The 25,605-nt window shown below is 66.6% G+C and carries 25 protein-coding genes and 1 riboswitch; of the genes, 16 read left to right on the top strand and 9 right to left on the bottom strand.

Annotated features, from left to right (window positions below):
- Positions 1-5 precede the first annotated feature (5 nt).
- The 5 genes from tolA to EWM63_RS04890 all read right to left on the bottom strand — a co-directional run bounded on the left by tolA (position 6) and on the right by EWM63_RS04890 (position 3,553).
- Positions 6-989 (bottom strand): cell envelope integrity protein TolA, encoded by a 984-nt coding sequence (gene tolA, locus EWM63_RS04910; protein ID WP_130185535.1) that lies wholly within the window; start codon positions 987-989, stop codon positions 6-8.
- Between the two features lie 3 nt (positions 990-992).
- Positions 993-1,433 carry an ExbD/TolR family protein gene (locus tag EWM63_RS04905; RefSeq protein WP_229487733.1) on the bottom strand — a complete coding sequence of 147 codons (441 nt, stop codon included), beginning with the start codon at positions 1,431-1,433 and terminating at the stop codon, positions 993-995.
- Between the two features lie 17 nt (positions 1,434-1,450).
- Positions 1,451-2,143, bottom strand: a complete 693-nt coding sequence (gene tolQ / locus EWM63_RS04900) for a protein TolQ (RefSeq protein ID WP_130185534.1) — start codon at positions 2,141-2,143, stop codon at positions 1,451-1,453.
- Between the two features lie 84 nt (positions 2,144-2,227).
- Positions 2,228-2,635, bottom strand: a complete 408-nt coding sequence (gene ybgC, locus EWM63_RS04895; protein WP_130185533.1) for a tol-pal system-associated acyl-CoA thioesterase — start codon at positions 2,633-2,635, stop codon at positions 2,228-2,230.
- Between the two features lie 165 nt (positions 2,636-2,800).
- Positions 2,801-3,553 carry an SDR family NAD(P)-dependent oxidoreductase gene (locus tag EWM63_RS04890; RefSeq protein WP_130185532.1) on the bottom strand — a complete coding sequence of 251 codons (753 nt, stop codon included), beginning with the start codon at positions 3,551-3,553 and terminating at the stop codon, positions 2,801-2,803.
- A gap of 193 nt (positions 3,554-3,746) precedes the next feature.
- Positions 3,747-3,869: riboswitch (ZMP/ZTP riboswitch) on the top strand.
- A gap of 109 nt (positions 3,870-3,978) precedes the next feature.
- Between EWM63_RS04890 and glyA the strand changes: the two genes are divergently transcribed.
- The 12 genes from glyA to EWM63_RS04830 all read left to right on the top strand — a co-directional run bounded on the left by glyA (position 3,979) and on the right by EWM63_RS04830 (position 14,153).
- Complete coding sequence (glyA, locus tag EWM63_RS04885) at positions 3,979-5,223, top strand: serine hydroxymethyltransferase (protein ID WP_130185531.1); 1,245 nt, start codon at positions 3,979-3,981, stop codon at positions 5,221-5,223.
- A gap of 74 nt (positions 5,224-5,297) precedes the next feature.
- The gene (gene nrdR / locus EWM63_RS04880; protein ID WP_130185530.1) at positions 5,298-5,765 is read left to right on the top strand and encodes a transcriptional regulator NrdR; all 468 of its coding nucleotides are present in this window, start codon (positions 5,298-5,300) and stop codon (positions 5,763-5,765) included.
- A 244-nt stretch (positions 5,766-6,009) separates the two neighbouring features.
- Positions 6,010-6,555 (top strand): type IV pilus modification protein PilV, encoded by a 546-nt coding sequence (gene pilV / locus EWM63_RS04875; RefSeq protein WP_130185529.1) that lies wholly within the window; start codon positions 6,010-6,012, stop codon positions 6,553-6,555.
- Positions 6,552-7,475, top strand: a complete 924-nt coding sequence (locus EWM63_RS04870; RefSeq protein WP_130185528.1) for a PilW family protein — start codon at positions 6,552-6,554, stop codon at positions 7,473-7,475. Before pilV ends, EWM63_RS04870 begins: the two co-directional genes overlap by 4 nt.
- Before the next feature lie 2 nt (positions 7,476-7,477).
- A complete protein-coding gene (locus EWM63_RS04865) occupies positions 7,478-8,038 on the top strand; it encodes a PilX N-terminal domain-containing pilus assembly protein (RefSeq protein ID WP_130185527.1) in 561 nt (186 codons plus the stop codon).
- 12 nt (positions 8,039-8,050) lie between these two features.
- Entirely contained in the window at positions 8,051-9,823 is a 1,773-nt protein-coding gene (locus tag EWM63_RS04860) for a pilus assembly protein (protein WP_130185526.1), read from the top strand.
- A complete protein-coding gene (locus EWM63_RS04855; protein WP_130185525.1) occupies positions 9,820-10,245 on the top strand; it encodes a hypothetical protein in 426 nt (141 codons plus the stop codon). Before EWM63_RS04860 ends, EWM63_RS04855 begins: the two co-directional genes overlap by 4 nt.
- Positions 10,242-10,703 carry a type IV pilin protein gene (locus tag EWM63_RS04850; RefSeq protein WP_130185524.1) on the top strand — a complete coding sequence of 154 codons (462 nt, stop codon included), beginning with the start codon at positions 10,242-10,244 and terminating at the stop codon, positions 10,701-10,703. Before EWM63_RS04855 ends, EWM63_RS04850 begins: the two co-directional genes overlap by 4 nt.
- 35 nt (positions 10,704-10,738) lie before the next feature.
- The gene (locus tag EWM63_RS04845; protein WP_229487732.1) at positions 10,739-11,341 is read left to right on the top strand and encodes a GspH/FimT family pseudopilin; all 603 of its coding nucleotides are present in this window, start codon (positions 10,739-10,741) and stop codon (positions 11,339-11,341) included.
- Positions 11,342-11,415: 74 nt separating this feature from the next.
- Complete coding sequence (gene ribD, locus EWM63_RS04840; protein WP_130190191.1) at positions 11,416-12,480, top strand: bifunctional diaminohydroxyphosphoribosylaminopyrimidine deaminase/5-amino-6-(5-phosphoribosylamino)uracil reductase RibD; 1,065 nt, start codon at positions 11,416-11,418, stop codon at positions 12,478-12,480.
- A 49-nt stretch (positions 12,481-12,529) separates the two neighbouring features.
- Positions 12,530-13,168: a riboflavin synthase gene (locus tag EWM63_RS04835; protein ID WP_130185523.1), complete on the top strand. Its 639-nt coding sequence runs from the start codon at positions 12,530-12,532 to the stop codon at positions 13,166-13,168.
- 4 nt (positions 13,169-13,172) lie between these two features.
- Positions 13,173-14,153: a hypothetical protein gene (locus EWM63_RS04830; RefSeq protein ID WP_130185522.1), complete on the top strand. Its 981-nt coding sequence runs from the start codon at positions 13,173-13,175 to the stop codon at positions 14,151-14,153.
- Here EWM63_RS04830 and EWM63_RS04825 read toward each other — a convergent pair.
- Positions 14,128-15,876, bottom strand: a complete 1,749-nt coding sequence (locus EWM63_RS04825) for a DUF885 domain-containing protein (protein ID WP_130185521.1) — start codon at positions 15,874-15,876, stop codon at positions 14,128-14,130. The genes EWM63_RS04830 and EWM63_RS04825 overlap by 26 nt on opposite strands.
- An 82-nt stretch (positions 15,877-15,958) precedes the next feature.
- Between EWM63_RS04825 and EWM63_RS04820 the strand changes: the two genes are divergently transcribed.
- Positions 15,959-17,692, top strand: coding sequence for a cation:proton antiporter domain-containing protein (locus EWM63_RS04820; protein ID WP_130185520.1), 1,734 nt, complete (start codon positions 15,959-15,961; stop codon positions 17,690-17,692).
- A gap of 4 nt (positions 17,693-17,696) precedes the next feature.
- Here the strand turns inward: EWM63_RS04820 and EWM63_RS04815 are convergent, their stop codons facing one another.
- The 3 genes from EWM63_RS04815 to EWM63_RS31995 form a co-directional block, all read right to left on the bottom strand.
- Positions 17,697-18,119: an OsmC family protein gene (locus EWM63_RS04815; protein WP_130185519.1), complete on the bottom strand. Its 423-nt coding sequence runs from the start codon at positions 18,117-18,119 to the stop codon at positions 17,697-17,699.
- Between the two features lie 167 nt (positions 18,120-18,286).
- Complete coding sequence (locus EWM63_RS04810; protein ID WP_130185518.1) at positions 18,287-19,168, bottom strand: SMP-30/gluconolactonase/LRE family protein; 882 nt, start codon at positions 19,166-19,168, stop codon at positions 18,287-18,289.
- A gap of 153 nt (positions 19,169-19,321) precedes the next feature.
- Positions 19,322-22,927 carry an EAL domain-containing protein gene (locus EWM63_RS31995; protein ID WP_207221242.1) on the bottom strand — a complete coding sequence of 1,202 codons (3,606 nt, stop codon included), beginning with the start codon at positions 22,925-22,927 and terminating at the stop codon, positions 19,322-19,324.
- Positions 22,928-23,181: 254 nt separating this feature from the next.
- Here EWM63_RS31995 and ribBA point away from each other — a divergent pair, with 254 nt between their 5' ends.
- From ribBA to nusB, 3 genes are read left to right on the top strand one after another with little or no spacing between them, the layout of a single operon-like run.
- The gene (gene ribBA / locus EWM63_RS04790) at positions 23,182-24,291 is read left to right on the top strand and encodes a bifunctional 3,4-dihydroxy-2-butanone-4-phosphate synthase/GTP cyclohydrolase II (RefSeq protein ID WP_130185517.1); all 1,110 of its coding nucleotides are present in this window, start codon (positions 23,182-23,184) and stop codon (positions 24,289-24,291) included.
- A 30-nt stretch (positions 24,292-24,321) separates the two neighbouring features.
- Positions 24,322-24,804 carry a 6,7-dimethyl-8-ribityllumazine synthase gene (gene ribH, locus EWM63_RS04785; RefSeq protein WP_130185516.1) on the top strand — a complete coding sequence of 161 codons (483 nt, stop codon included), beginning with the start codon at positions 24,322-24,324 and terminating at the stop codon, positions 24,802-24,804.
- Positions 24,805-24,836: 32 nt separating this feature from the next.
- Complete coding sequence (nusB, locus tag EWM63_RS04780) at positions 24,837-25,307, top strand: transcription antitermination factor NusB (RefSeq protein ID WP_130185515.1); 471 nt, start codon at positions 24,837-24,839, stop codon at positions 25,305-25,307.
- Positions 25,308-25,605 lie beyond the last annotated feature (298 nt).

The raw sequence follows: 25,605 nt of genomic DNA, 5'->3' as shown, positions 1-25,605 counted from the left end.
TCGCGTCAAGGCAAGTCTTTCAAATTAAAGTTGGCATTGATATCCCGTTCCACCGTGCCGTCTTTCTTTTTCGGCAGAGGCGACGATTTGTTGATCGCGTTCTCCACGGCGGCATCGTAGGCGGGAATCCCGCTGCTCTTGATCTTTCGGACCGAAATGATTTCCCCAGTCGGCAATTGCGAAATCTTGAACTCGGCACGCGGATTGCCGGGAACATCCTGGCTGCCCGCGTAGCTGATATTGCTCTTGATCTTGGCCGTGATGGCGGCCACGTAGCCACTGTCCATCCGCGGCGCGGTCGATTTCTCGGCCGTGCCCGAACTGCCGCCCGCCGCGCCCGTGATGCGGCGCATTTCTTCCGAGCGGATCTTCGCCAGGCGGTCGGCTTCCTTCTTTTCCGCCGCCTTTTTCGCGGCCAGCTGTTTCTTCTTGTCTTCCTCGGCCTGTTTCTTCTCGGCCTTTTCCTCGGCCAGCCGGCGTTCTCTTTCCTCTTCCTCGCGCTGTTTCTTGTCTTCTTCCTTCTTCTTCTGCTCGGCGAGCTTGCGCTCCTTCTCGTCCTCGAGCTTCTGCTTGCGCTTCTCCTCGGCCTTTTCGGCCGCCAGGCGCTTTTCCTCTTCCTTCTTCTTCTCGCGCTCCTTCTTCAGCGCGATCTCCGGATCGGGCTTCGGTGGCGTCACCTCGCGCGGCGGCGGCGGGGCCGGCGTCGGGGCGGGTGGCGGCGGAGCCGGTTCAGGCTCGGGCGTGGGGGTGGGTTCCGGCGCGGGGTCCGGTTCCTCGGCGGCCGGCGGCGGCGGGGCCGCCTGCTGCGTCGTCAGGTCCCAGACTTCCGCTTCCACCGCCACCGGCTCCGAACTCTGCCAGTTGATACCGATGCCCAGGAACAGGAACAGCAGCGCGTGCGTGGCCAAAGCCAGGCCGAACGCCCGCCAGCCGCTGTCGTGCCGGGGTACCCGGTAAGGGCCGCCCGCTGTGGCTTCCTTGTTCGTCATGCCTTACTTCGTCGCCAGACCGACGCGGGTGATGCCCATCTTCTTCGCTTCGGAAATCAGCTGGATCACGTCGTCGTACTTGCTTTCCTTGTCGCCAGCGATCAGCACCGGATAGTCGGGATGATCCTCGTGCAGGACCGCCAGCTTGCGCACCAGCGCATCGCGGTTCGGCGCCGTTTCCGGCGCATCCGCATTCTTGCCCGCGATGCCGATCGACAGCGCACCGTTGGGCTTCAAGGTGACCTGGATGTAGGCATCCGGCGGCCGCACCGACTTTTCCGCATGCGGCAAGTCGATCGAGCTCGGATTGTTCGAGCTCGGCATCACCATGAAGATGATCAGCAGGCACAGCATCACGTCGATGTACGGCACGACATTGATCTCGGATTTGAGCTTGCGGCCGCGGCCGCCGCGCATGCTGCCGCTGTTGAAGGACGATGCCATGGTGACTCCTTTCCTGGTTAGCGCGACTGGCGCTGGAGGATGTTGGAGAACTCCTCGACGAAGCTTTCAAAGCGGATCGCCAGGCGGTCGATGTCATGCGAAAAGCGGTTGTAGGCCACCACGGCTGGAATGGCCGCGAACAGGCCGATCGCCGTGGCGATCAGTGCCTCGGCGATGCCGGGTGCCACGGCCGACAGCGTGGCCTGCTGCACATTGGCCAGGCCGCGGAACGCGTTCATGATGCCCCACACGGTGCCGAGCAGGCCGATGTATGGCGACACGGAGCCCACGGAGGCCAGGAAAGCCAGGTGCGATTCGAGCACGTCCATCTCGCGCTGGAACGCGGCGCGCATGGCCCGGCGTGCGCCGTCGAGCAGGGCGCCGGCATCGAACGTTTCACGGTTGGCGGTCACGGCCTGCTTGCCCTTGATGAACTCGCCCATGCCGGCCTCGAAGATGCGCGACAGCGCGCCATTGTTGGCGCGGTTGCTGCCGGCGGCCTGGTAGAGCTGGTGCAGATTGCCGCCGGCCCAGAAGGTTTTCTCGAAGTCGATCGTCAGGCGGCGTGCGGCGCGCACGTCGAACCACTTCTTGAAAATGTAGGTCCAGCTGACGATCGAAAGGCCGAGCAGCAACGCCATGATCAACTGAACGATCAGGTGCGCGTTGGAGATGAGGGCAATGAAGGAAAGATCTTGAGAACCGTTCATTTATAAATTAGTTAGAATGATAAGTACGGCAAAGGGTACGCGAACGGTGGTGCAGCGTGACGTTAGTTTGCTTGCTTATGTTGGTTACACTACATATGCACGCATGCCGGCAATCACATCGTCGGGCAGGGCACGCGGGCGCAGCGCGGAATCGACGCAACCCACCTTGACGTGCGCGGTGTTGAGCAGCGTGGTGCCGCGCCAGGCCTGCTGCCGGAACACGACGGAGGCACGGCCAAGCTTCTCGATAACTAGTGTTAAGTTTAGAACATCGTCCAGCTTGGCCGGCGCATGATAGTCCGCGCTCACGTTCTTCACCACGAACATCGCGTCATGTTCTTCCAGCAGCTGTTGCTGGCCGACGCCGATCGCACGCAACCATTCGGTACGCGCGCGTTCGAAAAATTTCAGGTAATTCGCGTAATAAACGATGCCGCCCGCGTCTGTATCCTCGTAATAGATACGGACTTCCCAGGTAAACTCTGACAACATGGTGGAATCGCTACAAGTGTTATTAGGCAACATTCTACGCCATTTGGCACGAACTGTTGCCAAAAGTTTGCTGACTCAATGTCAAGCTGATCAGTTAAACAAATTTGCTGCGAACGACCAAACTTTGTAACAATCGCTTACGATTCGTTCACTCAGGCAACATCGTCATGCCTGGACGCGCTTGATGACCAGTGGCCCGGGTGCCTGGCACGTCGGCATCAGTTCGATCTGGTTGATGTTCACGTGGGGCGGCAGGGTGGCGATCCAGTAGGCGGTCGCGGCGATGTCGTCTGCCGTGAGCGGCGTCGTGCCTTCGTAGATCTTCGCGGCGGCCGTATCGTCGCCCTTCAGGCGCACGTTCGAAAACTCCGTGCCGCCGCACAGGCCCGGCGCGATATTGGTGGCGCGCACGCCGGTACCCACGAGGTCTGTCAGCAGGTTTTGCGTGAACTGTTCAACAAAGGCCTTGGTGGCGCCATACACGCTGCCGCCCGGGTAGGGGTAGCGGCCGGCGATCGAGCCAATATTGATGACGAGGCCGGTATTGCGTTCCACCATGCCGGGCAGGATGGCGCGGGTCATCGTGACCAGGCCGCGGCAGTTGGTGGCGATCATCGTTTCCCAATCCTCCAGCTGGGCTTCATGGGCCGGCCGCACGCCCAGCGCCAGGCCGGCATTGTTGACCAGCACGTCGATGTCGCGCCAATCGGCCGGCAAAGCCTCCAGCGTGGCATGGATCGCGGCCTTGTCCGTCACATCGAGCGGCACGACGCGCACGTTCGGGCCCAGCTCGGTGGCAAGGGCCTGCAGCCGGTCCTCGCGGCGGCCGGCGATCAGCACGCGGTGGCCGTTGGTGGCAAAAATGCGCGCCATGGCGGCGCCGAAGCCGGCGGTTGCGCCGGTGATGAAGACGATCATGTTCGGTTTTCCTCGAAGTGCGGTTGGCGCGAATTTCGGTGCATGGCGGCCGGGATGGACACCAGGCCCGGTCAACCCTGGATTGTAGCGGAAACGACAGGATTGTGTTCGCGCTACCAATGCAGCCGCCTTGAGCTGGACGGCCCGCTTCCTTGCTCAGATTCTGCACTTCACATACAATCTCGGCTCCATTTATGTCTCACGTAACTGGCGAAAAGCCTGCGATGCCGCGAAGTTTCACTGGCATTGCGCGCGAAAGGTGGAGTTCCACCGGGGAACGTGAGATGTCACAACGCCGTTCGCCTGGGCAGCCAAGATGGAATCGCGCGGATGTGCGTGCGGCCGGGCTGCCTGTGGAGTTGGTTCCTCATTTACCCGGCCTTCGTCATTCGATCCTATCTGCCAGTCCTCATCGGAGTTTATTCATGTTCGCAAAAGATCACACCCTCGCCGCCATCGACCCGGAACTGTTCGGCGCCATCCAGAACGAGAACAAGCGCCAGCACGACCATATCGAGCTGATCGCGTCGGAGAACTACACGTCGCCGGCAGTCATGGAAGCGCAAGGCTCGCAGCTGACCAATAAATACGCGGAAGGTTACCCGGGCAAGCGCTACTACGGCGGTTGCGAATACGTGGACGTGGTGGAACAGCTGGCGATCGACCGCGTCAAGCAGCTGTTCGGCGCCGAAGCCGCCAACGTGCAGCCGAACTCCGGTTCGCAGGCCAACCAGGGCGTGTTCTTCGCCGTGCTCAAGCCGGGCGACACGATCATGGGCATGTCGCTGGCCGAAGGTGGCCACCTGACGCACGGCATGGGCCTGAACATGTCCGGCAAATGGTTCAACGTGGTGTCCTATGGCCTGACCGCCGAGGAAGACATCGACTACGCGGCCATGGAAAAGCTGGCCCACGAGCACAAGCCGAAGCTGATCATCGCCGGCGCCTCGGCCTTCTCGAAAAAGATCGACTTTGAACGCTTCGCCGCCGTGGCCAAGGCCGTTGGCGCCTACTTCATGGTCGACATGGCCCACTACGCCGGCCTGATCGCCGCCGGCCTGTACCCGAACCCGGTGCCGCACGCCGACTTCGTCACGTCCACCACGCACAAGTCACTGCGCGGCCCGCGCGGCGGCATCATCCTGATGAAGGCCGAGCACGAGAAGATCATCAACTCGGCGATCTTCCCGGGCATCCAGGGTGGCCCGCTGATGCACGTGATTGCCGGCAAGGCCGTGGCGTTCAAGGAAGCGCTGACCGAAGAATTCAAGGCTTACCAGCAGCAGGTGGTGAAGAACGCCGACGTGCTGGCGAAGACCCTGATCAAGCGCGGCCTGCGCATCGTGTCTGGTGGCACGGAATCGCACGTGTTCCTGGTGGACCTGCGCGCGAAAAACCTGACCGGCAAGGAAGCCGAGGCGATCCTGGGCTCGGCCCATATCACCTGCAACAAGAACGGCATCCCGAACGACCCGCAAAAGCCGTTCGTCACGTCGGGCATCCGCCTGGGCAGCCCGGCAATGACCACGCGTGGCTTCAAGGAAGCGGAAGCGGAAGAAGTGGGCAACCTGATCGCCGACGTGCTGGACAACCCGCAGGACGCCGCCACGATCGAACGCGTGAAGGCCGCCGTCAAGGTGCTGGCTGACAAGTACCCGGTTTACGCATAAGCAACGCGTTGTTACTATCGGGGCGCCGGATCGGAAGGTCCGGCGCCTTTTTTTGATCCTCACCTGGTCCATCCATGAAATGTCCGTTCTGCCAGCACGATGAAATCCACGTCCTCGATACCCGCGTATCGGAGGAAGGGGATGCGATCAAGCGCCGGCGGCGCTGTGGCAAGTGCGACAAGCGCTTCACGACGTATGAACGGATTGAACTTTCGATGCCGTTCGTGGTCAAGAAGAACGGCAGCCGCATGGAATACGCGGAAGCCAAGCTGCGCGGCAGCCTGATGCTTGCCTTGCGCAAGCGCCCGGTCGCCGCCGCGGCCGTCGACGATGCGGTCAAGGCCATCGCGGAAAAGCTGCTCACGAGCGGCAAGCGCGAAGTCGATTCGAACCATATTGGCGAACTCGTCATGGCCGAACTGAAGCGGCTCGACAAGGTGGCTTACATCCGCTTCGCTTCCGTCTACAAGAACTTCGAAGACCTGGCGGAGTTCCAGGATGCGATCGAAGAGGCGGGGCAGGAGCGCAAGCGGCAGGAGTGACGTTCTCCCGGCATTGACCACGTCGGTCATCGCGCCCGTCGCTGTCGTTGCCGCCATGGTCGTCATTGTTCCCACCGGCGGCCATCGCGCCGCGCGAAGTTCCCTCTTGTTTCCTGCGCTGGCGCAAGCTGCCTGCGCAAATTCTCCGCAGAAATTTCAGTCAAACCGACTCATCCTTGAGAGCGCGCAACCGCTCCAGTCCGCTGCCGGGTAACTTGTACGGCTGACTTGACTGGGAGGTGTCATGCGCGATGCTGCCGGTTTCACGCTGGTCGAAGTGCTGGTTGCCCTGCTGGTGCTGGGCGCGGGCATGGTTGGGGGCATGGCCATGCAGTTGCACGCGATGCGCACGCGGCATGAATCGGCATTGCTGTCCGCTTCCACGCAGCTGGCCGTGGCGATGGCCGACCGCATGCGCGCCAACGCCGGGCAGGTAACCGCCATCTACCTCGGTGTCGATTACGACGCGCATGCCGCACCCGTGCCCGCCGCGCCGGACGACCCGTGCCGCCTTTACCCGTGCGATCCCGCCCGCATTGCCCGGCTGGATATCCACGAACTGGAACGCCAGGTGCGTGCGACGCTGCCGGCCGGGCGGGCACGCATCTGCCGCGATGCGCAGATGTACGTGGGCGGCCAGCTGCGCTGGGAATGCAGCGGCGGTCCCGACGACCCGATCGTCGTGAAGATCGGCTGGCGCGGCAGGCACCCGGACGGCACGCCGCGGCGCGACGGCGGGCGTGGCGCCGTGCCCGGGGTGGCGATCGTCGTGGCGGGAGTGCGGCCATGAACGGCCGGTGCCGGCAAGCCGGTATCGGGCTGGCCGAGATGCTGGTCGCCCTGGGTCTTGGCCTGTTCGTCACCCTGGCGGCATCGGCGATGCTGCTGCTGGCGAACCGGGATTTCGTGCACCACGCGGCCGGCACCCGGCTCGACGATGGCGGCCGGTATGCGCTGGAACTGGTGGGCCAGGCCTTGCGGCAAGCCGCCTGGGCCGACCTGGACAGCGGCGTGCCGCCCCTGGACAGTGCCGCCGGCATCGGCGGCCTGGACAACCGCACGCTGCCGCGAATGGCCGCCGGCCTCGAGGGCGCGTTGCCGGCCGGTGCCGCAGCGTTGCGTGGCAGCGACGTGCTGGCCGTGCGTTTCGGCGGGCATGGCAGCGCCGGCGGCGACGGTTCGCTGGTCGACTGCGCAGGTTTCGCGATCGGTGCCGGCGAGCCGGGTTGGAGCATTTTCTATGTGGGCATCGCCGACGATGGCGAAACGGAATTGCGATGCAAGTACCAGGCGCAATCGGGCGGCTGGAATGCCGACGCCATCGTGCGCGGCGTCGATTCCTTCCAGGTGCTGTATGGCCTCGACATGGACCGCGACGGCATTCCCGAGCGCTACCTGAACGCCACCGCCATCAATGCCCTCGATGAAGGTCTCGCGCTCGCGGACGGCACGCCGGCGGAACAGGCGCAGGATCTGCGCCGCTACACGCACTGGAAACGGATCGCTTCCGTGCGCATGGCGCTGCTGCTGCACGGCGAAGCGCAGTCGCGGGCCGGCTCGCTGCCGGTGCGCTACCACCTGTTCGGTACCCCGCCCCAGCCGGACGATCCCGGCACCGTGGTCGACGAGGCCACGCTGCCCGCGCCGTTGCGCCTGCGTGCCCGGCGCGTGTTCGAACAAACCGTGTTGCTGCGTAACCGGGATGGCTGACGATGCGCCGCGAACGCGGGATCGCGCTGGTGGTGGCGCTGGTGATGCTGGCGGCGGTACTGCTGCTGGCGGCAACGGCGGCCGGCATGGCTTTGATGGGCGAAAAGGCGGCGCGTGCGGAGCGGGACCGGCACGTGGCGCTGCAAGCTGCGGAGGATGCGCTGATGGATGCGGAACGCGATATCGACGAGGCGGCCTCCAGCCGCGAGGCGGTGCTGGCGGGACCGGGGGATTTCGCCGCCGGCTGCGGCGCCGGTGCGGCCCTGGGCCTGTGCGGGCCGGACGACGGCGCAGGCGCGCCGCCGTGGCAATCGGTCGACCTGGCTGCCGGGGATGCCGGCGTCGCACTGGGCCATTTCACCGGTGCGGCCATGCAGACAGGGCAGGGCGCGCTGCCGATGCGGCGGCCCCGCTACATCATCGAACGGCGGCCTTACCACCGGCCGGGCGAGGAGGCCGGCGCCGCGCCCCGCTACTACTACCGCGTGACGGCAATCGGCTTCGGCAACCGCGAGGCGGTGCAGGTCGTGCTGCAGTCGGCCTGGCGCCGGCCCGGCGATTGAGCGGGAGGAGCGATGGACACTTCCGGCAACGTTCAGGACCCGTCGTGCCGCCCGCGCGGCAGCAGCGCAGCCTGCATTTCACCGCTCCTTGCGCTCGCCCTCGGCCTTTGCGGCGCCATGGGCCTGCCGGAGGCGGCCACGGAGCCGCCATGGGTGGCCATCGACGATGGCAATGCCGCGCTCGCGTGCAGCGTGGCGGGAGGCGCGGGCGGCACCGTGCAGGGCGCCGTGCTTGCCATCCCCGCGGCGCAACTGCCGCCTGGCGGAAGCGATGCCGATGCTGCCGTGTTCCGCGTGGCCTATGACCTGGCGGCCGGCAGCGGCACGCTGACCCGGGCTTCGCTCGCCCGGAACGGCGACGGTACGTCCCGGCTAACCGCCCCGCTGTGGGACGCGGCGGCGGTGCTGGCCGCCATGCCGCCGGCCGCGCGCCGCCTGTTCACCATGGACGATGCTGGCCTGACCACGCCGTTCGAGTGGCCACGCCTGTCGCCGGCGCAGCAGGCGGCGCTGGACCGGCCGCCCGGCGGTACCGCCGGCGACGGCCGCGGTGCCGATCGCGTCGCCTGGCTGCGCGGCGACCGCACGCTCGAAGGCAGTTTCTTCCGGCGCCGCGCCGGCCTGCTGGGTGATGCGGTGCACGGCATGCCGCTGTACCTGGGCGGTGGCCTGAACCTGCACGGCGATGCTGCCCATGCCGCTTTCCAGGCGCGCACGTTGCAGCGCACGCCGGCCATCTACCTGGGCGCCAACGATGGCATGCTGCACGCATTCGATGCCGGCACGGGCACCGAGCTGTTTGCCTACCTCCCCGCCATGCTGCTGCCGGCGCTGAGCGAACTGCCGGCACCCGGCTACACGCACCGCCCGTATGTCGACGGGCCGCTGGCGTCCGGCGAGGCGCTCATCGGCGGAGCGTGGCGCAGCGTGCTGGTGGGCACGCCCGGTGCTGGCGCGCAAGGGCTGTTCGCGCTGGACGTGACCGACCCCGCAGCGTTCGACGCCGGCCTGGGCGCGTTGTGGGAATTCACGGCGCGCGACGATGCCGCCCTCGGCAACGTGATGCAGCCGGCACAGGTGGCGCGCCTGAAGGTGCGCAACCGCGCCGGCGTGCCCGAATACCGCCATTTCGCCATCGCCGGGAATGGCCTGAACGGCCATGCGGCAAATCGCGGGCAGGGCGGGCAGGGCGGGGGCGCCTTGTTCCTGCTTGCGCTGGACAAGCCGCCGGCCGAGCGCTGGCGGCTGGACACGAATTACTACCGACTCGACACGCCGCCCGGCGATCCGGCGCTGCCGTCCGGCCTGGGCGGCGCGGCGCTGGTGAACGATGACGACAAGGTGCTGCGCCATGTCTATGCCGGCGACCTGCAGGGCAGGCTGTGGCGCTTTGATTTTTCCCGCAACGCGCCTTGGCGCAGCAACCCGGCGTGGCGGCCCGTGTTCGTGGCCCGCGATGCGGCGGGCCGGCCGCAGCCGATCACGCAGCCGCCGAAGGTCGTGCATGCGGAAGGCGGCGGCTACCTGGTGCTGTTCGGCACCGGCAGCCTGTATGGCAGGACGGAACGCGAGGCGGCGAACTTCACGCCGCAATCCTTCTACGCGATCCACGACCACCCTGGCCCGGAGTTGCCAGCCACGCCACTGGAGCGTGCCGACCTGCTGCAGCGCCACGTGGAAGGCGCGGCAGAGGATGCCGGCTTCACCGTTTCCGGCCGCCTCGCCTCCTTTGGCGCCGCCGGCCGGCCAAAGGGCTGGTATCTCGATTTCGCCCACGGGCCGTGACCGGGGAACGCAGCCTCGCACCCGGTACGCTCGTCGACGGCCAGCTGGTGTTTAGCACCGTCGTGCCCGGCGGCGATCCCTGCGCGGACAGCACCAGCCGCCGCTACGTGCTCGACGCGCTGGCCGGCCTGCCGGCCGACGGGGGCACGGCACCGTCCCGCGGCGTGACCGGCGTGCTGGTACCCGGCCCGCTCCATGGCGCGCCACTGCTGCTGCCCGGCCCGCGCACGCGCATGCCGCGTGATCCGACGGGCCGCATCCGCGTGACGCAAGACACGGCGATCGTGCACTTCGGTGCAAGCGGGCAGCCACTTCCCGGCGGCAGCAGTACGGCCACGTGGGCGGCGGGCCGCCTGTCCTGGCGGGAAGTGGCCAACTGGCGGCAGCTGCACCGGCGCGCGGCGCAAGGAGCGGCGCCATGACAGGGCATGCCGGAAAGGCGGGCGGCTTCACGCTGGTCGAGCTGATGGTCGTGGTGGCGGTCGCGGGAGTACTGGCGGCAACGGCCTATCCCGGCTACCGGCAGCACGTGATCCGCGCCAAGCGCACCGAGGGGCAGGTGGCGCTGCAGGCACTGATGCAGCAGCAGGAGCGCTACTTCACGCAGAACAACCGCTACATCGCGTTCGATGCCGCGAGCAACAGCGACGAAGCACGGCTGTTCCGCTGGTGGTCCGGTGCCAGCGCCGCCACCAGCGCCTACGAGATCGAAGGCCGGGCCTGCGACGGCGAAGCGATCGCCGATTGCGTGCAGCTCATCGCCACGCCCGGCACGGCGCGCGTCGATGGCCGCCACCGCGACCCGTCCTGCGACCGGCTGATCCTGACGAGCACGGGCCTGCACCTGGCCAGCGGCCCGGCTATCCGCTGCTGGCAATGATGGGGTTAAAAGCGGGGCCAAAAACAGGACCGAAAGTGCTGCCAATAATGCCGTCGAACAGGGTGCCGACATCGCCCGGGCTGGCGAAGATGCCACCGCCAGTGGCCGCGTTCACACTCGTCGAAGCGATGGTCACCCTGGCCGTGGCGGCCATCCTGCTCGGGGCAGCGGCACCGGCCTACCACGCAATGCTGGAACGCCACGCCGTGCGCGCAGCGTCCGCCGACCTGCTGGCGGCGCTGCACCTGGCCCGCTCGCAGGCGATCGGCCGCGGCGAGAACATCGTCGTCGCGCCCGTCGACGCGGCTGGCACGGCCTGGCGCGACGGCTGGGCGGTGTTTGCCGACACCGATGGCGATGCCCGGCCCGGCCCGGGCGAAACGGTGCTGTTCCGCCATGGCCCGGCGGCGGACCGGCTGGACATCCGGTCGCGGTTATCGGACACCACGCCGCCTTTCTATGTCGCCTATAATGGAGCGGGCCGTTCTTGCCGCGCCGGCAACAACCTGGCCACCAACTGGGGCACGCTGTCGCTGCAGCTCGGCAGTACGCGGCGCAACATCAAGATCAACATGCTGGGCCGCGCACGGCTGTGCGATCCGCAGAAGGAAACCGGCTGTGATTCTGCCGGCGAATAGGAACCATGGAAACCAACGCGCACAGCGACGATCCAGACCTGGCCAATCTTCACATCGCCGACGACCTGTCGGCCATGCGCCTCGCGCTCCAGTGGGCGGAGCGGGGCCTGTACACCACGTCGCCAAATCCGCATATCGGCTGCGTCATCGTCAAGGATGGTGTCGTCATCGGCGCCGGCGTTACGCAGCCGGCCGGGCAGGACCACGCGGAAATCCAGGCACTGAAGGATGCGCAGCGCCGCGGCTTCGACGTGCGCGGCGCCACCGCCTACGTGACGCTCGAACCGTGCAGCCATTATGGCCGCACGCCGCCATGCTGCGATGCGCTGGTGCGATCGGGCCTGGGCCGCGTGGTGGCGGCGATGGAAGACCCGAACCCGCTGGTGGCCGGCCAGGGGCTGGCGCGCCTCGCCCAGGCCGGTATCGCCGTGTCGTCCGGCCTGCTGGCCGACGAGGCCCATGAACTGAACATCGGCTTCTTCTCGCGCATGACGCGGCAGTTGCCGTGGGTGCGCATGAAAACGGCCGCCAGCCTCGATGGCATGACGGCGCTGCACAATGGCGCGAGCCAGTGGATCACAGGCGAGGCGGCGCGCAACGATGGCCATGCCTGGCGCGCCCGCGCCTGCGCGATCCTGACCGGCATCGGCACCGTCAAGGCGGACGATCCGCAGCTGAACGTGCGGGCCGTCGCCACGCCGCGCCAGCCGCGCCGCATCGTCGTCGACAGCCGGCTGGACATCGACCCGGCGGCGCGGGTTCTCGAGGGCGGCGGCACGTGGATCGTGTCGGCCGTCACCGACCACGAACGCGAGGCGCGGCTGCGCGACACGGGCGCCGAGATCATCACGCTGCCGAATGCCCAGGGCAAGGTCGACCTGCCGGAACTGATGCGCGAACTGGCGCGGCGCCAGGTCAACGAGCTGCATGTCGAGGCGGGCACGAAACTCAATGGCTCGCTGGTGCGCGAAGGCTGCGTCGACGAGCTGCTGCTGTACCTGGCGCCCACGCTGCTGGGGGATGCGCAGGGCATGTTCGCGCTGCCGGCACTGGAAAACCTGGCGGGCAAGTACCCGCTGAAATTCCACGAGGCGAGGATGGTGGGCGACGACCTGCGCATCCTGGCCCGTTTTTATTAATAAGTTCAACGTCAGCGACAAGAACATTTATTGAAAGAGAAGAACGACCATGTTTACCGGAATCGTCGCCGCTGTCGGCAATATTGAAACCGTGATCCCGCTGCCCGGCGGCCATGACGCGGGCGTGCGTCTCGTGATCGGTGCGGGCGGCCTGCCGCTGGCCGACGTGGCGCTGGGCGACTCGATCGCCATCAACGGCGCCTGCATGACCGTCGTCGAAAAAACGGCGGACAGCTTCGCTGTCGATGTGTCGCGCGAAAGCCTGAACTGCACGGCGGGACTGGACAGCGTGGGCGAAGTGAACCTGGAAAAGGCACTGACGCTGCACGAACGCCTCGGCGGCCACCTCGTCTCGGGCCACGTCGATGGCCTCGGCATCGTGCGCAAGTTCGAGCCGGTGGGCGAATCGTGGGAGTTGGTCATCGAAGCACCGGCCACGCTGGGCAAGTACCTGGCGTTCAAGGGATCGATCGTCGTCAACGGCGTGTCGCTGACGGTCAATCGCGTGGAAGACGTGCAAGGGGGCTGCCGCTTCTCGATCAACCTGATCCCCCACACCATCCAGGTGACCACGCTGAAGCATCTGAAGGTGGATTCAAAGGTCAACCTGGAAATCGACCTGATCGCCCGCTATGTCGAGCGCATGCTGACGGCTGGCCAGCGCGTCGCGCAGGCGGCGAAGGACTGACCCCATGAAGACGCTGGCTGCCTTGCTGCTCTGCGCCTGGTGCGCCGTTGCGGCGGCGGCCAGCAATATTCCCGTTGCCTTCAAGCCGGCCGGGCCGCAGAAGATGCCGGGCCGCGAAGTGTGCAGCAGCGATTTCGCGACCGCCTCCGGCAGCGACACGGCCGCGATGACGGCCTTGTTGTCCGCGCCGGAATACGCTTCCGTGCGGCCGCTGTTCAACGCGGCGCAGCCGCAGGTGATGTGGTGGATCCGCAAGGCTGCGTCGATGGACCTGCAATCATTGCTGACGGCGTTCCACGAGGCGAACCACATGCTCGACTTCGCGCTGTCCGATTGCCACGGCAGGCGCGCCGTGTTCCACTTCCGCGGCGAGATCCACGTCACCGACTACGAGCGCGGTCAGGCGCCCAAGTTCCTGCTGGCGGCCAGCGAGATCCCCGACGACATCAAGGCCGAACCGAACGGCCGCTACAACGCGTACTTCGGCAACCCCAGGATCAACCGTGGCGATTTCTTCCCGCTCATCGACGAACTGAATGCCCACGTGGCCGGCGCCGAATTCGAAGTCGCGGTCGCCGACACGCCGGTGTACCGTGCGATGGCGGCGCGGGCCAATTCCGTCAACGGCAATATCGGCGGCATGGCCGACTTCATGCTCTATACGGTGGCCTACCTGAAGGCGCTGCGCGCCAGCGACCCGGACGCGTGGCGGCGCCTGGTCGCGCGCAAGAAGATGATGGCGCACGTGCAGCGGCTGTGGACGGCCGCCGAAGCCGTGCTGGCGAAAGCCGCGCCGCTGGCGCCGGAGCACGGCGGCCTGTACCAGTTTCCGGCGGCGGCGCTGAACGCGGCCTATGCGCCGGCGCTGCTGGCCGAACTCGATGCGGCCGGCATCCGGCACGGCGGCCGCCCGCCTCAAGCCAAGGCCGTGCAGGCCAAGGCCGCGCAGTCTCAGTCCGTCACTGCGCCTTCCGGGGCGCGATGAAGTCCTGCTGCACGGCCGCCTTCAGCAGGTCGGGCGGCAGGATGCCCTGGGCGATGACGAAATCGTTGAATTCCCTCGCCTTGAAGCGCTCGCCCAGCTCGATCTCGGCCAGCGTGCGCAACGCGCGCAGCTTCACGTAGCCGTAATAGTACGACGTGGCCTGGCCCGGCGAGCGGTACGAGTAGCGGTCCACCTCCGATTGGGCAAACGGCTCGGACAGCGCCACTTCCTGCATCAGGAACGCCTTCGCCTGTTCGGGCGTCATGCGGCCCAGGTTGATCGACGGGTCCAGCATCGCGCGTGCCATCCGCAGCATGCGCATCTGCAGCGACACCAGCTGGCCCTCCGGTGGCATGTAGGGCAGCATCATGGCTTCCGAATACAGGCCCCAGCCTTCCACGTTGGTGCTGTTGAAGGCAAAATTGGCGCGCGCGATCGACATGCCCTGTTCCACCATCGAGGCGAACTGCAGCTCGTGGCCCGGGCGCGCTTCGTGCGCGGACAGCGTCCACGCCATGGCCTCGTAGTCGAAATCGTCCATCTTGCCCTTGGATTTCGGATTCGACAGCGGAATCACGAATTCGCCGTACTCGCCCGTATTGCCGATCAGGCGGGGAGGGCTCATGAATGGCGCCGGCGTGGCGGCCGCCTCGGCATCGGTGGCGGTGCGGATGTTCGGCGCGCGCGCGGGCAGGGCGACGATGTCATGCTTGCGGATGACTTCCTCGATATCCTTCACGCGCTCGCGGTAATAGGGCAGCAGCCGGTCGGCCGGGATCGACGTCTTCTTCAGCTCGCGGATCACGTCGCGGTAGTCGCTGGAGGGCAGCTTGCGCTGCACGGCGATCGTGCCGGCGATCACGCGCATCTGGTCGCGTACTTCCTGGAAATCGAAGCTGGCGCGTTCGATCATCTGCTCGGGCGTGATGTCCACGCCCACGTTGGCAAGGCGGTTCACGTACAGCGCCGGCGGCAGGCGCACTTCCTTGCGGGCGCGCGGCAGGACGCTGGCGCGGGTCCACTCGTCATAAGCCTTCACCTGGGTCGTCAGGGCCTCGAAATCCGCTTCCCAGCCCGTCAGCTTCGCCGCCTTGAACAGGTCGGCGATACCGGCCAGGTAGGTCGGGTTGTTGTTCAGGCCATCCTCGACTTCGCCCATGTAGGGGCCGATCAGGCCCTTGCGCGCCAGCCGTTCCTCGCCGCGCTGGCGGACCAGCGTGGCCAGCGGCGTGTAGCCCTTCTCGTTGCCGGCGTAGCGCTTCAGGCGAACGAGGGCGGTCTTCTGGCGCTCGGGCTTGTTGCGCGGGTCGAGCAGCGCCTGCAGGCCGCCGTACGCCAGCTCCGCCACGTTCACGTAGTTCAGCAGGTACTGGCGTTCCAGCTTCATGGTGGCGATCTTCTTTTCGCGCGAGTCGATCAGGATGTCGAGGTCCTGGCGCACCTTTGCATCCTTCTCCGCGGTGCGCTGCTGGCGCAGCGATGCCAGGCGTTTTTCCGTGTCCGCCAGCTCGCGTTCGTAGTCGCGCGGCTTGAAGTCGGCCACCGCCGTGTCGAATTCCTCGCTGCCCAGCGACGACGCGTTCTCGGGCTGGTACCTGCCCGAGTCCTGCAGCACGGGTTGCGCGTAGGCGTCGCTTTTCGCGACCCAGGCGGGGGCGGCGGTGGCGATCGCGCTGCACAGGAGCAGGGCGGTAAGGGTGGCGAGGCGGCCGGCGCGTGGCATGGTGCTTCCTTTCTGTTCGGTACCCGATGGGCAATGCGCGATTGTATGCCGTGCTCCGGGCCGTTGTCATAAACTTGCAGCCATGACCGTTGCCGATCTTCGCGAAACGCTGCTGTTCCTGCTGCTGGCCGGGCTTGCCGTGCCCTTGCTGCAGCGGCTGCGCATCAACCAGATGCCGGGCTTCCTGCTGGTGGGCCTGTGCTTCGGCCCCCACGGCCTGGGCACGTGGGCCGGCGCCGCGCCCTGGCTGGCCGATATCACGTTCCACGATGTCGAAGGCGCCAAGATGTTCGGCGAACTGGGCATCCTGTTCCTGATGTTCATGATCGGCCTGGAGCTGTCGCCGGCAAAGATCTGGGCGCTGCGGCGCGACGTATTCGGCAGCGGCGTGCTGCAGCTGGTGTTGACGGCGGCCGCGATCGGCGCCATCGCCTTCGCCTTTGGCAACCCCGCCGCGCCGGCGCTGACGATCGGCCTCACCCTGGCGATGTCGTCCACCGCTGTCGTCATGCAGTTGCTGGTCCGCGCCGGCGCACTGGCCACGCCGCTTGGCCAGGCCTGTTTCGGCATCCTGATGCTGCAGGACCTGGCCGTGGTGCCGGTGCTGATCCTCGTCAAGGGCCTGGCCGGCAGCGCCGGTGCGGCGCTGGGGTGGACCCTGCTGCTCGCGCTGGCAAAGGCGGCGGCGACGATCGCGCTGGTCTACGTGGCAGGCCGGCGGCTGGCCCGCCCGCTGTTCGCCGCCTTTGCCGTGCAGCGCCAGCCCGAGGTCTTCGTGGCGCTGATCCTGCTGCTCACGCTGGGCGTGGGGGCAGCCACCGCGGCGGCCGGGCTGTCGATGGCGCTGGGTGCGCTGCTGGCCGGCCTGCTGCTGGCCGACACGGAGTTCCAGTACGAGGTCGAGATCATCGTCGAGCCGTTCCGCGGCCTGCTGATGGGCATGTTCTTCATGGCGGTCGGCATGGAGCTCGACCTGCGCATCGTGGCGCGGTACCCGTTGCTGCTGCCGCTGTCCGTGATCGGCCTGCTGTGCGTGAAGGGCGGCGTGATCGCGCTGGTCCTGCGGCGGCTGGGCTGGCGCCGGGCCGTGCACGCCGGGCTGCTGATGGGGCAGGGCGGCGAGTTCGCGTTCATCATCCTCGGCTATGCGGTGGGATCGAGCCTGCTCGATGGCGAGACCGGCCAGTTCATGCTGGTGCTGGTCACGGCCAGCATGCTGGCCACGCCCGGTGCCGCGGCGCTGGGCGAGCGCATCGCACAGCGTGGCGGGCCGGGCGACACGGCCGCGGCGTCGGCGGAACCCGCCTGGCGGGGCGGGCACATCATTATCGGTGGCTATGGCCGGGTGGGGCGGCTGGTGGCGGACGTGCTGGCGCGCCAGGGCATCGCCTGCGTGGCGGTCGAGCGCGACCACCAGCTCGCGGCCGCCGGCAGGGCGAGCGCATCGAACGTGTATTCGGGCGATGCGTCCATGCCGGACATGATGGCGCGGCTCGGCGCGGGCAGCGCGGCCGGCGTGGTGCTGACCATGGACGATCCGAAGGCAGCGCTGCAGGCAACGCATGCGCTGCGGCGACACTATCCCTCGCTGCCGATCTTCGCGCGGGCGCGCGACGAAATGCATGCGCGGCTGCTGAAGGATGCAGGCGCCGATGGCGTGATCTCGGAGACGGTGGAGTCGGGCCTGCAACTGGCCCATTTCGCGCTTGGCGCGGCCGGCATGCCGGAAGGGGCTGCCGGCTTGCATATCGGTGTCGAACGCGCCGAACGGCTGGCGCGCGCGGCCGGCGACCCGATGCCGCCGGCAGACCGCTGAAACGTTACAGCAGCGTGGCGTCCAGCGTGATGTCCGCCTTCAGCAGTTTCGACACGGGGCAGCCCGCCTTGGCCTTGGCGGCCAGTGCCTGGAAGGTCGCATCGTCGGCACCGGGGATCTTCGCTTGCAGCGTCAGGTGCACGGCCGTGATCGCAAAGCCGTCATCCTGCTTTTCCAGCGTGACATCGGCTTTCGTTTCCATCTTCTCGGCGGTCAGGCCCGCTTCGCCCAGGATCAGCGACAGCGCCATCGTGAAGCAGCCGGCATGCGCCGCGCCGATCAGTTCTTCCGGGTTGGTGCCCGGCTTGCCTTCGAAGCGGCTGGCGAAGCCGTACGGATAGTCCTTCAATGCGCCACTCTGGCTGCTGATGGCGCCCTTGCCATCCTTGATGCCGCCGGACCAGACAGCCGAACCGTTAGTCTTCATATCAACTCCTCAACAGGGGTTTATCGGTGAAGCCCGGCTATCTTAAGCCGGGAACGGCGATGCTGACGTCTTCCTTGCGGCAGAGGGCATGTGACCGAAGCTCAGCCGGCATTCAGCCGAACTTCAGCCAAAATTCAGCCAAAATTCAGCCAGGTCGCAGCTTGACTTCAGCCGAAGCGCGCCACCGGCACGCCCGCCACGTCGGTGCGCACGGAGAACAGCGCGCCGGCATGCGGATCGGCGGCCCGCTGCGCCGCGTCGAAGCCTTGCCAGGCGCTCGTGATGTACAGCGTTTTCAGGTCCGCGCCACCGAACGCCACCGACGAAGGCTGCGTCACCGGCATGGGAATCGTCGCCAGCAGCTCGCCGCCCGGGCTGTAGCGGCACACGCGGGCGCCGCCCCACTGGGCGATCCACACGCAATCCTCGCTGTCGACGGTCATGCCATCCGGCGACCCTTCGCCTTCGCGGAACTGGCGCCACAGTTGCGGTGCGCCGAGGCTGCCGTCGGCCTTCACTTCATACGCGTAGGTACGGTTCAGGAAGCTGTCGTTGTGGTACATGGTGCGCCCGTCCAGGCTGAACGTGGGGCCGTTGCAGATATGGTATTCGGGCAGCGCCACGTGCAGGCTGCCGTCGGGATCGAGGCGGAACAGCTTGCCGTCCGGGCGGCTCACGTCGCGCGCGTTCATCGACCCCGCCCAGATGCGTCCGGCCGCATCGGCCTTGGCATCGTTCAGGCGAATGCCCGTGTCGGCACTGGGCAGCTTGTGCAGGTACTCGAAACGTGGCGCCGAGGCGGATGCCGACGGCAGCCACAGGCGCACGATGCCGTCGCGCAGGCCGGCCATGTAGCCGTCGCCGTCCTTGCGGGGGATCAGCCAGCACACGTAGTCCGGCAGCGGCCATGCATGGCGCGTGCCGTCGGCATCGAGCGCATGCAGCGTGTTGCCGACGAGGTTGACGAAATACAGGCGGTTCTGTTCGGGGATCCACACGGGGCCTTCGCCCAGTTCGGCGCCCAGCGGCCACAGGTTTTGCGGGGTCATATGCTCTGGCAAGTTGGAGGGAAGCGTTAACTTACCCGAAAAAAGTTGGCACGTGGGCGCCGCGGGGAGGGGTTGCCGAAATTGTGATCGCAGCGCTCGCGGAGGTTATCGATTGACTGAGCGATCGACTGAGCGGTCCGGGCACCCATCTGATCAATCGACGGCGCGGTCGCTGGCGCCGCCGGCATCGGCCTGCGCCGCCCGGCGCCGTGGCTGCGCCGCGTCGAACGCTTCGCGCACCGCCTGCCGCAGCTCGTCGTCGTCCCACGGCTTGCTGAGGTACTTGTAGATCGCGCCGCGGTTGACAGCATCCATGATCGACGCGTGGTCCGCATAGCCGGACAGGATCATCCGCACGGTATGCGGGTACAGCTCGCGGATGCGCGCCAGCAGTTCGGCGCCGCTCATCTGCGGCATGCGCTGGTCGGACACGACGACCTGCACGTCGTTCACCGCCAGCAGCTCGAGTGCCTGCGGCGCGCCGTCCGCCAGCAGGATGCGCCAGCCCTCGCGCCGGAACACGCGTTCCAGCGCCCGCAGCACGCTCGGCTCGTCGTCCACCAGCAGCAGCGTGCGCGCGGCCGGTGGCGCGGTGACCGCCGGCGCCAGCGTGCGCTGCTCGCGCAGCAGCGCCGCCAGGTCGTCGGCCGGCAGCGGGCGGCTGAACAGGTAGCCCTGGATCTTGTCGCAGCCCATGTCGCGCAGGAAGGCGAGCTGGCCCTCCGTTTCCACGCCCTCGGCCACCACCACCAGGTTCAGGCCGTGCGCCAGCGCCGTCGTGGCGCGCGCGATGGCGGCGCTGCGCGGCTCGGTCGTGATGTTCTTCACGAAGGTCTGGTCGATCTTGAGCTTGTCGAGGCGAAAGCGCGACAGGTAGCCGAGCGACGAATAGCCGGTACCGAAGTCGTCCAGCGAGATCGATACGCCGAGCGCGGCCAGTTCGTTCAACTGCATCTGCGTGTAGTCGCTGTCGTTCATCATCACCGTTTCGGTCAGTTCCACCTCCAGCCAGCGGGGCGCCAGGCCGTTGGACTGCAAGGCGCTGCGCACCACGGCGGGCAGCGTGCCGGCCGCGAACTGGCGCGCCGACACGTTGACGGCCACCGTCAGCGGCGGCAGCCCGGCCGCCTGCCATGCCTTGCTTTGCCGGCAGGCTTCCTCGATGACCCATGTGCCGATCTCCAGGATCAGGCCACTGTCCTCGGCCAGCGGAATGAAGTCGCCCGGCGGCACGTTGCCCAGCTCGGCGCTGTGCCAGCGCAGCAGGGCCTCCGCGCCGGACACGCGGCCGTCCGGCAGCGACACCTGCGGCTGGTAATGCAGGCGCAGTTCGTTGCGCTCGATCGCGTGGCGCAGGTGCACTTCCAGCGACATCCAGCGCAGCGCATGCGCATTCATCTCGCCGGTGTAGAAGTGGAAGTTGTTGCGGCCGTTGTCCTTCACGTGCGACAGCGCCACGTCGGCGCCCGTCAGCAGCGCACCCGGCGTGGCGCCGTCGCGCGGGTAGATGCTGATGCCGACCGACGCCGTCACGTACAGGTCCTTGCCAGCGAGGTGCACCGGCTCGGCCACCTGTTCGCGCAGCTTGCGCACGGTGACGATGATGTCGTCCACATTTTGGCAGCGGGTCAGCACCAGCGCGAATTCGTCCGCGCCCAGGTGCGCCAGCGTGTCGCCCGGCGGCACGATGGCGGCCACGCGCCGGGCGATCTCCTGCAGCAGCGCGTCGCCGACAGGGTGGCCGAGCGCGTCGTTGACGCGCTGCAGCCGGTCGATGTCGAACAGCAGCAGCGCTACCTCGTTGCCGCCATGCTGCGCCGCCGCGAGCGCCAGCTGCAGCCGGTCGTTCAGCAGGTTGCGGTTCGGCAGCAGGGTCAATGGATCGTGGTTGCTGAGGAAATCGAGCTGCGTGTGCGCTTCCTTCAGCGCGCTGATGTCGCTCGATACGGAAACATAGGCCACGACCTGCTCGCGCTGGTCGCGCACCGCGTTGATGCGCAGGCGCTCCGGATAGACCTGGCCGTTCTTGCGGCGGTTCCAGATCTCGCCGGCCCACTGGCCCTGCGTCTCCAGGCTATGCCAGATGCCCCGGTAGAAGGCGCTGTCGTGCCGGCCCGAACGCAGCAGGCGCGGATTCTGGCCCATGACTTCGCGCTCGAGATAACCCGTGGTCTGTTCGAAGGCGGGATTGACGCCGATGATGCGGCCCTGGGCGTCGGTCATGGTGATGCTGTCCTGCGTGCTGTCGAAAACCTGGGCCGACAGGCGCAGGCGTTCCTCGAGCGCGCGGCGCGCGGTGATGTCGCGCAGGATGCTGGTGAAGATTGCTTCGCCATTCACGCTGACGGCCGACAGTGCCAGCTCGCCGGTGAACTCCTCGCCGTCCTTGCGCTTGAGCGTGAGTTCGACGAGGCGCGTGCTGTAGGAGCGCTCGCGGCTCTTGCGGTAGCGCTGCACGCGCTCGCGGTGCTCGGGCAGCGAACGTTCGGCGATCAGCAGCGTGATCGGCTGCCCGAGCATTTCCTGTTCCTTGTAGCCGAACATGGCTTCGGCGGCGCGGTTGAAATGCAGCACATGCTCATCCTGGTCCGTGCCGATGATCGCATCGGGCGCCGATTGCGTCATCGCCCGGTAGCGCGCTTCGCTGGTGCGCAGCGCCGCATCGGCGCTGCGCCGTGCCGAGGCTTCCATCTGCAGCTGGGCCGCGTGGCGCTGGATCACCTCGTACAGGTTCATGTTTTCGTAGGCCACAGCCAGCTGGGCGGCCAGCATGCGGATGAACTGTTCATCGGCATCGTCGAAGCACGGCGCGCCGCGGCGGTTGGCCGCATACAGCCAGCCGTACAGGTGGAACTGGTCGCGCACGGCGAGACCGAGCAGGTTGGCCACTTCCGGGTGGCCGCCGGGCAGGGCCGGCATGTCGCCGTCGGCACGGCAGCGGCGCAGCACGTCGTGCCGGTCCATCATCGCGCCCGGGAACGCGCCCCGGTCGACGAGCACCGATTGCACCAGGGCCGCGTCGATGCCCAGTGCTTCCACGTGCTGCACGGCGCTCTCGTGCGCGTCCAGCAGGCACAATACAACGATGTCGGCATGCAGGATCGCGCTGGCGCTGGCGCAAAAACGGCGTGCCATCGCGGCGGCATCGCGTTCGCCGTTCAGGCGCAGCGACAGCTCGTGCAGGGCAGCCATCCGCTCCACCGTGCGCTCCGGCCCGGGCGGTGGCATGGCGGTGGGAGCGTTAGAATGAGCATCTGCTGGCGGAGAGGTGAAATACGCCGCGGCCGGCGGAGAGGAGAAGTACGCCGCGGCCGGCGGAGAGGTGAAATACGCCGCGGCCGGCGGCGTGACCGCCCGGGCGACTTCGCCCGACAACTTCGGGTACGCTTCATCCAGGCCCAATTCCAGGTGGATCGCATCGAGGATCGCCTGTGGTTCGGCCGGCTTGGGCAATACGGTGCGCACGCCGCATGCCGTGCCCATCGCCCGCAGTTCGGGCAGCGAATACGTTGCGGAAAAGAAGATGATGGGCGTGTCGGCCAGGTCCGGCGTGGCGCGCAGGTGTTGCGCGAACTCGTAGCCGTCCATCGTGGGCATCAGGATGTCGGTGATTACCAGGTCGGGACGATGACGGTGGCACAGCTCCAGTGCCTGTGCGCCATCCACGGCTTCGAGCACCGTGTGCGACGTGAAACCGAGCAGTGTCAGCAGATAGTCGCGGTTCGTGGGGCGGTCGTCAACGATCAGAATGGTGGACATAATGCCTTTTCGACCAGTCGGTCCTGTATTCCATGCTACCCCGCCGACCTGGCAGCGGGCGCACGGCTGTTGTCCTGTTCGCCGATCATAGCCAGTACGGTCGAGGTTGCCTATGGTTATGTTGGTTTTCAGATAAGCACGACAGATTGTTCCAATGGAAATCCATCGCAATGGCCGGCGCGGTGGATTGTCGGGTGAAAGCGCGCCAAATCCATTAAAATAGCGGGTTGCGAAACACGCCAAGGATTTATTACATGACTATCTCCAGCACCGAAGAAATCGTCGCCGAGCTGCGCGCCGGCCGCATGGTGATCCTGGTCGATGAAGAAGACCGCGAGAACGAGGGCGACCTGGTGCTGGCGGCCGATTTCGTCACGCCGGAAGCCATCAACTTCATGATCCGTTATGCACGCGGACTCGTTTGCCTGACGCTGGCCGAGGAAATCGTCGACCGGCTCGAGCTGCCGCTGATGGCCACCCGCAACGGCACCTCGTTCGGCACTAACTTCACGGTATCGATCGAGGCCGCCGAAGGCGTGACCACCGGCATCTCGGCCGCCGACCGTGCGCGCACGATCCAGGTGGCCGTGGCCAAGGGTGCCCAGCCGTCCGATCTCGTGCAGCCGGGCCACATCTTCCCGCTGCGTGCCGTCAAGGGCGGCGTGCTGATGCGCGCCGGCCACACCGAGGCGGGTTGCGACCTGACCGCGATGGCGGGCCTCACGCCGGCATCCGTGATCTGCGAGATCGTCAAGGACGATGGCACGATGGCGCGCCTGCCTGACCTGCTCGAATTCGGCAAGGAACACGGCATCAAGATCGGCACGATCGCCGATCTGATCCACTACCGCAGCGCCAAGGAATGCATGGTCGAACGCGTGGCCGAGCGCGAACTGCGCACGGCGCATGGCGATTTCCGCATGATCGCGTTCCGCGACACGCCAAGCGGCAGCGCCCACCTGGCGCTGGTGCATGGCGACGTGGACGCCGACGAGGAAGCCCTGGTGCGCGTGCACCAGCCGGTCTCGATCCTGGACCTGCTGGAAACGGACGCCACCACGCACTCTTGGAACGTGTCGGCATCGCTGAAGGCCATCAAGGGCGCCAGGTCCGGTGTGATGGTGCTGCTGAACTGCGGCGAGACGGCCGAGCAGCTGTTCGGCCAGCTGGCCGCGTTGAACAAGGAAGCGAAACCGCAAGGCCGTGCCGCCAGCATGGACCTGCGCACGTATGGCATCGGCGCCCAGATCCTGCGCGCCATCGGCGTGCGCCGCATGAAACTGCTGGCCAGCCCGCGCAAGATGCCGTCGATGACGGGCTTCGATCTCGAAGTGACCGGCTACCTGGCCAAACCCGAAGCGTAATCCACCCACCCACTATATAAGAGGCCTCTCATGACGGTAGGAACCTACGAAACCAATCTGAACGGCGAAGGCCTGCGCATCGGCATCGTCCAGGCGCGTTTCAACGAAGACGTATGCCACGGCCTGCTGTCGGCATGCCTGGCCGAGCTGAAGCACCTGGGCGTGGCGGATGAAGACGTGCTGCACGTGACCGTGCCGGGCGCGCTGGAAATCCCGCTGGTCCTGCAGAAGATGGCCGAATCCGGCCAGTTCGATGCACTGGTGGCGCTGGGCGCCGTGATCCGTGGCGAAACCTACCACTTCGAGCTGGTCTCGAACGAATCCGGTGCCGGCATCACCCGCATCGGCCTGGACTTCGGCATTCCCATCGCCAATGCCGTGCTGACGACCGAGAATGACGAGCAGGCCGAAGTGCGCATGGCCGGCAAGGGCGCCGACGCGGCCCGCGTGGCCGTGGAGATGGCAAACCTGGCGATCGCGCTGGAAGAGCTGCAGCAGGGCGACGAAGAATAAGCCGCCAAGAAGAGTAATACTGAAAGAACATCATGAACGATAAAGCTGTACACGCCAACCCGAGCAAGAACCGCACGCCGCGGCACCGCGCGCGCGAGTTCGCGCTGCAGGGCCTGTATCAATGGCTGCTGAACAACGAGCCGGCGAAAACGGTGGTCAACAACATCCGCGCCGCCCACGGCTTCGACAAGGCCGATGGCGATTTCTTCGCGGCGCTGCTGTATGGCACGATCGAGCAGTCGGTCGCGCTGCGCGAGGATTTCGCGCCGCTCGTCGACCGTGGCATCGGCGAACTGTCGCCGATCGAGCATGCGGTGCTGCTGCTGGGCGCCTACGAGCTGAAGAACCATCCGGAAATCCCGTACCGCGTCGTCATCAACGAAGCGGTCGAGCTGACCAAGTCGTTCGGCGGCATCGATGGCCACAAGTACGTCAATGGCGTGCTCGACAAGCTGGCGCCGAAACTGCGCGCCGACGAAGTCGCGGCCGACAAGAAGCGCTGATCCACCGCGCCGCACGATCCAGCCACCTTCGGGTGGCTTTTTTATTGCCTGGAAAATGGGGACGGACCCTGATGCTGTTTAGTTAAGCCGACGTGACCATTGATTACTATTAGCGTGACTGGTGTCGGACATTTTTTCCGGGCGCTTTATCCGGAAAATGTGTCGGACACCGGTTTTCCGCTCAGGAAATCGGCAACATCATGCAAAAACCGGTGTCCGACACCGAGAAGCCGGTGTCCGACACCAATACGCTAGCATCGCGGACTGCATCGAATTCCGTTAACTGAACGGCAGTACG

The organism is Pseudoduganella lutea, assembly GCF_004209755.1.
GTDB classification, from domain to species: domain Bacteria; phylum Pseudomonadota; class Gammaproteobacteria; order Burkholderiales; family Burkholderiaceae_D; genus Rugamonas; species Rugamonas lutea.
This window is presented reverse-complemented; position numbering and strand designations above follow the sequence as displayed.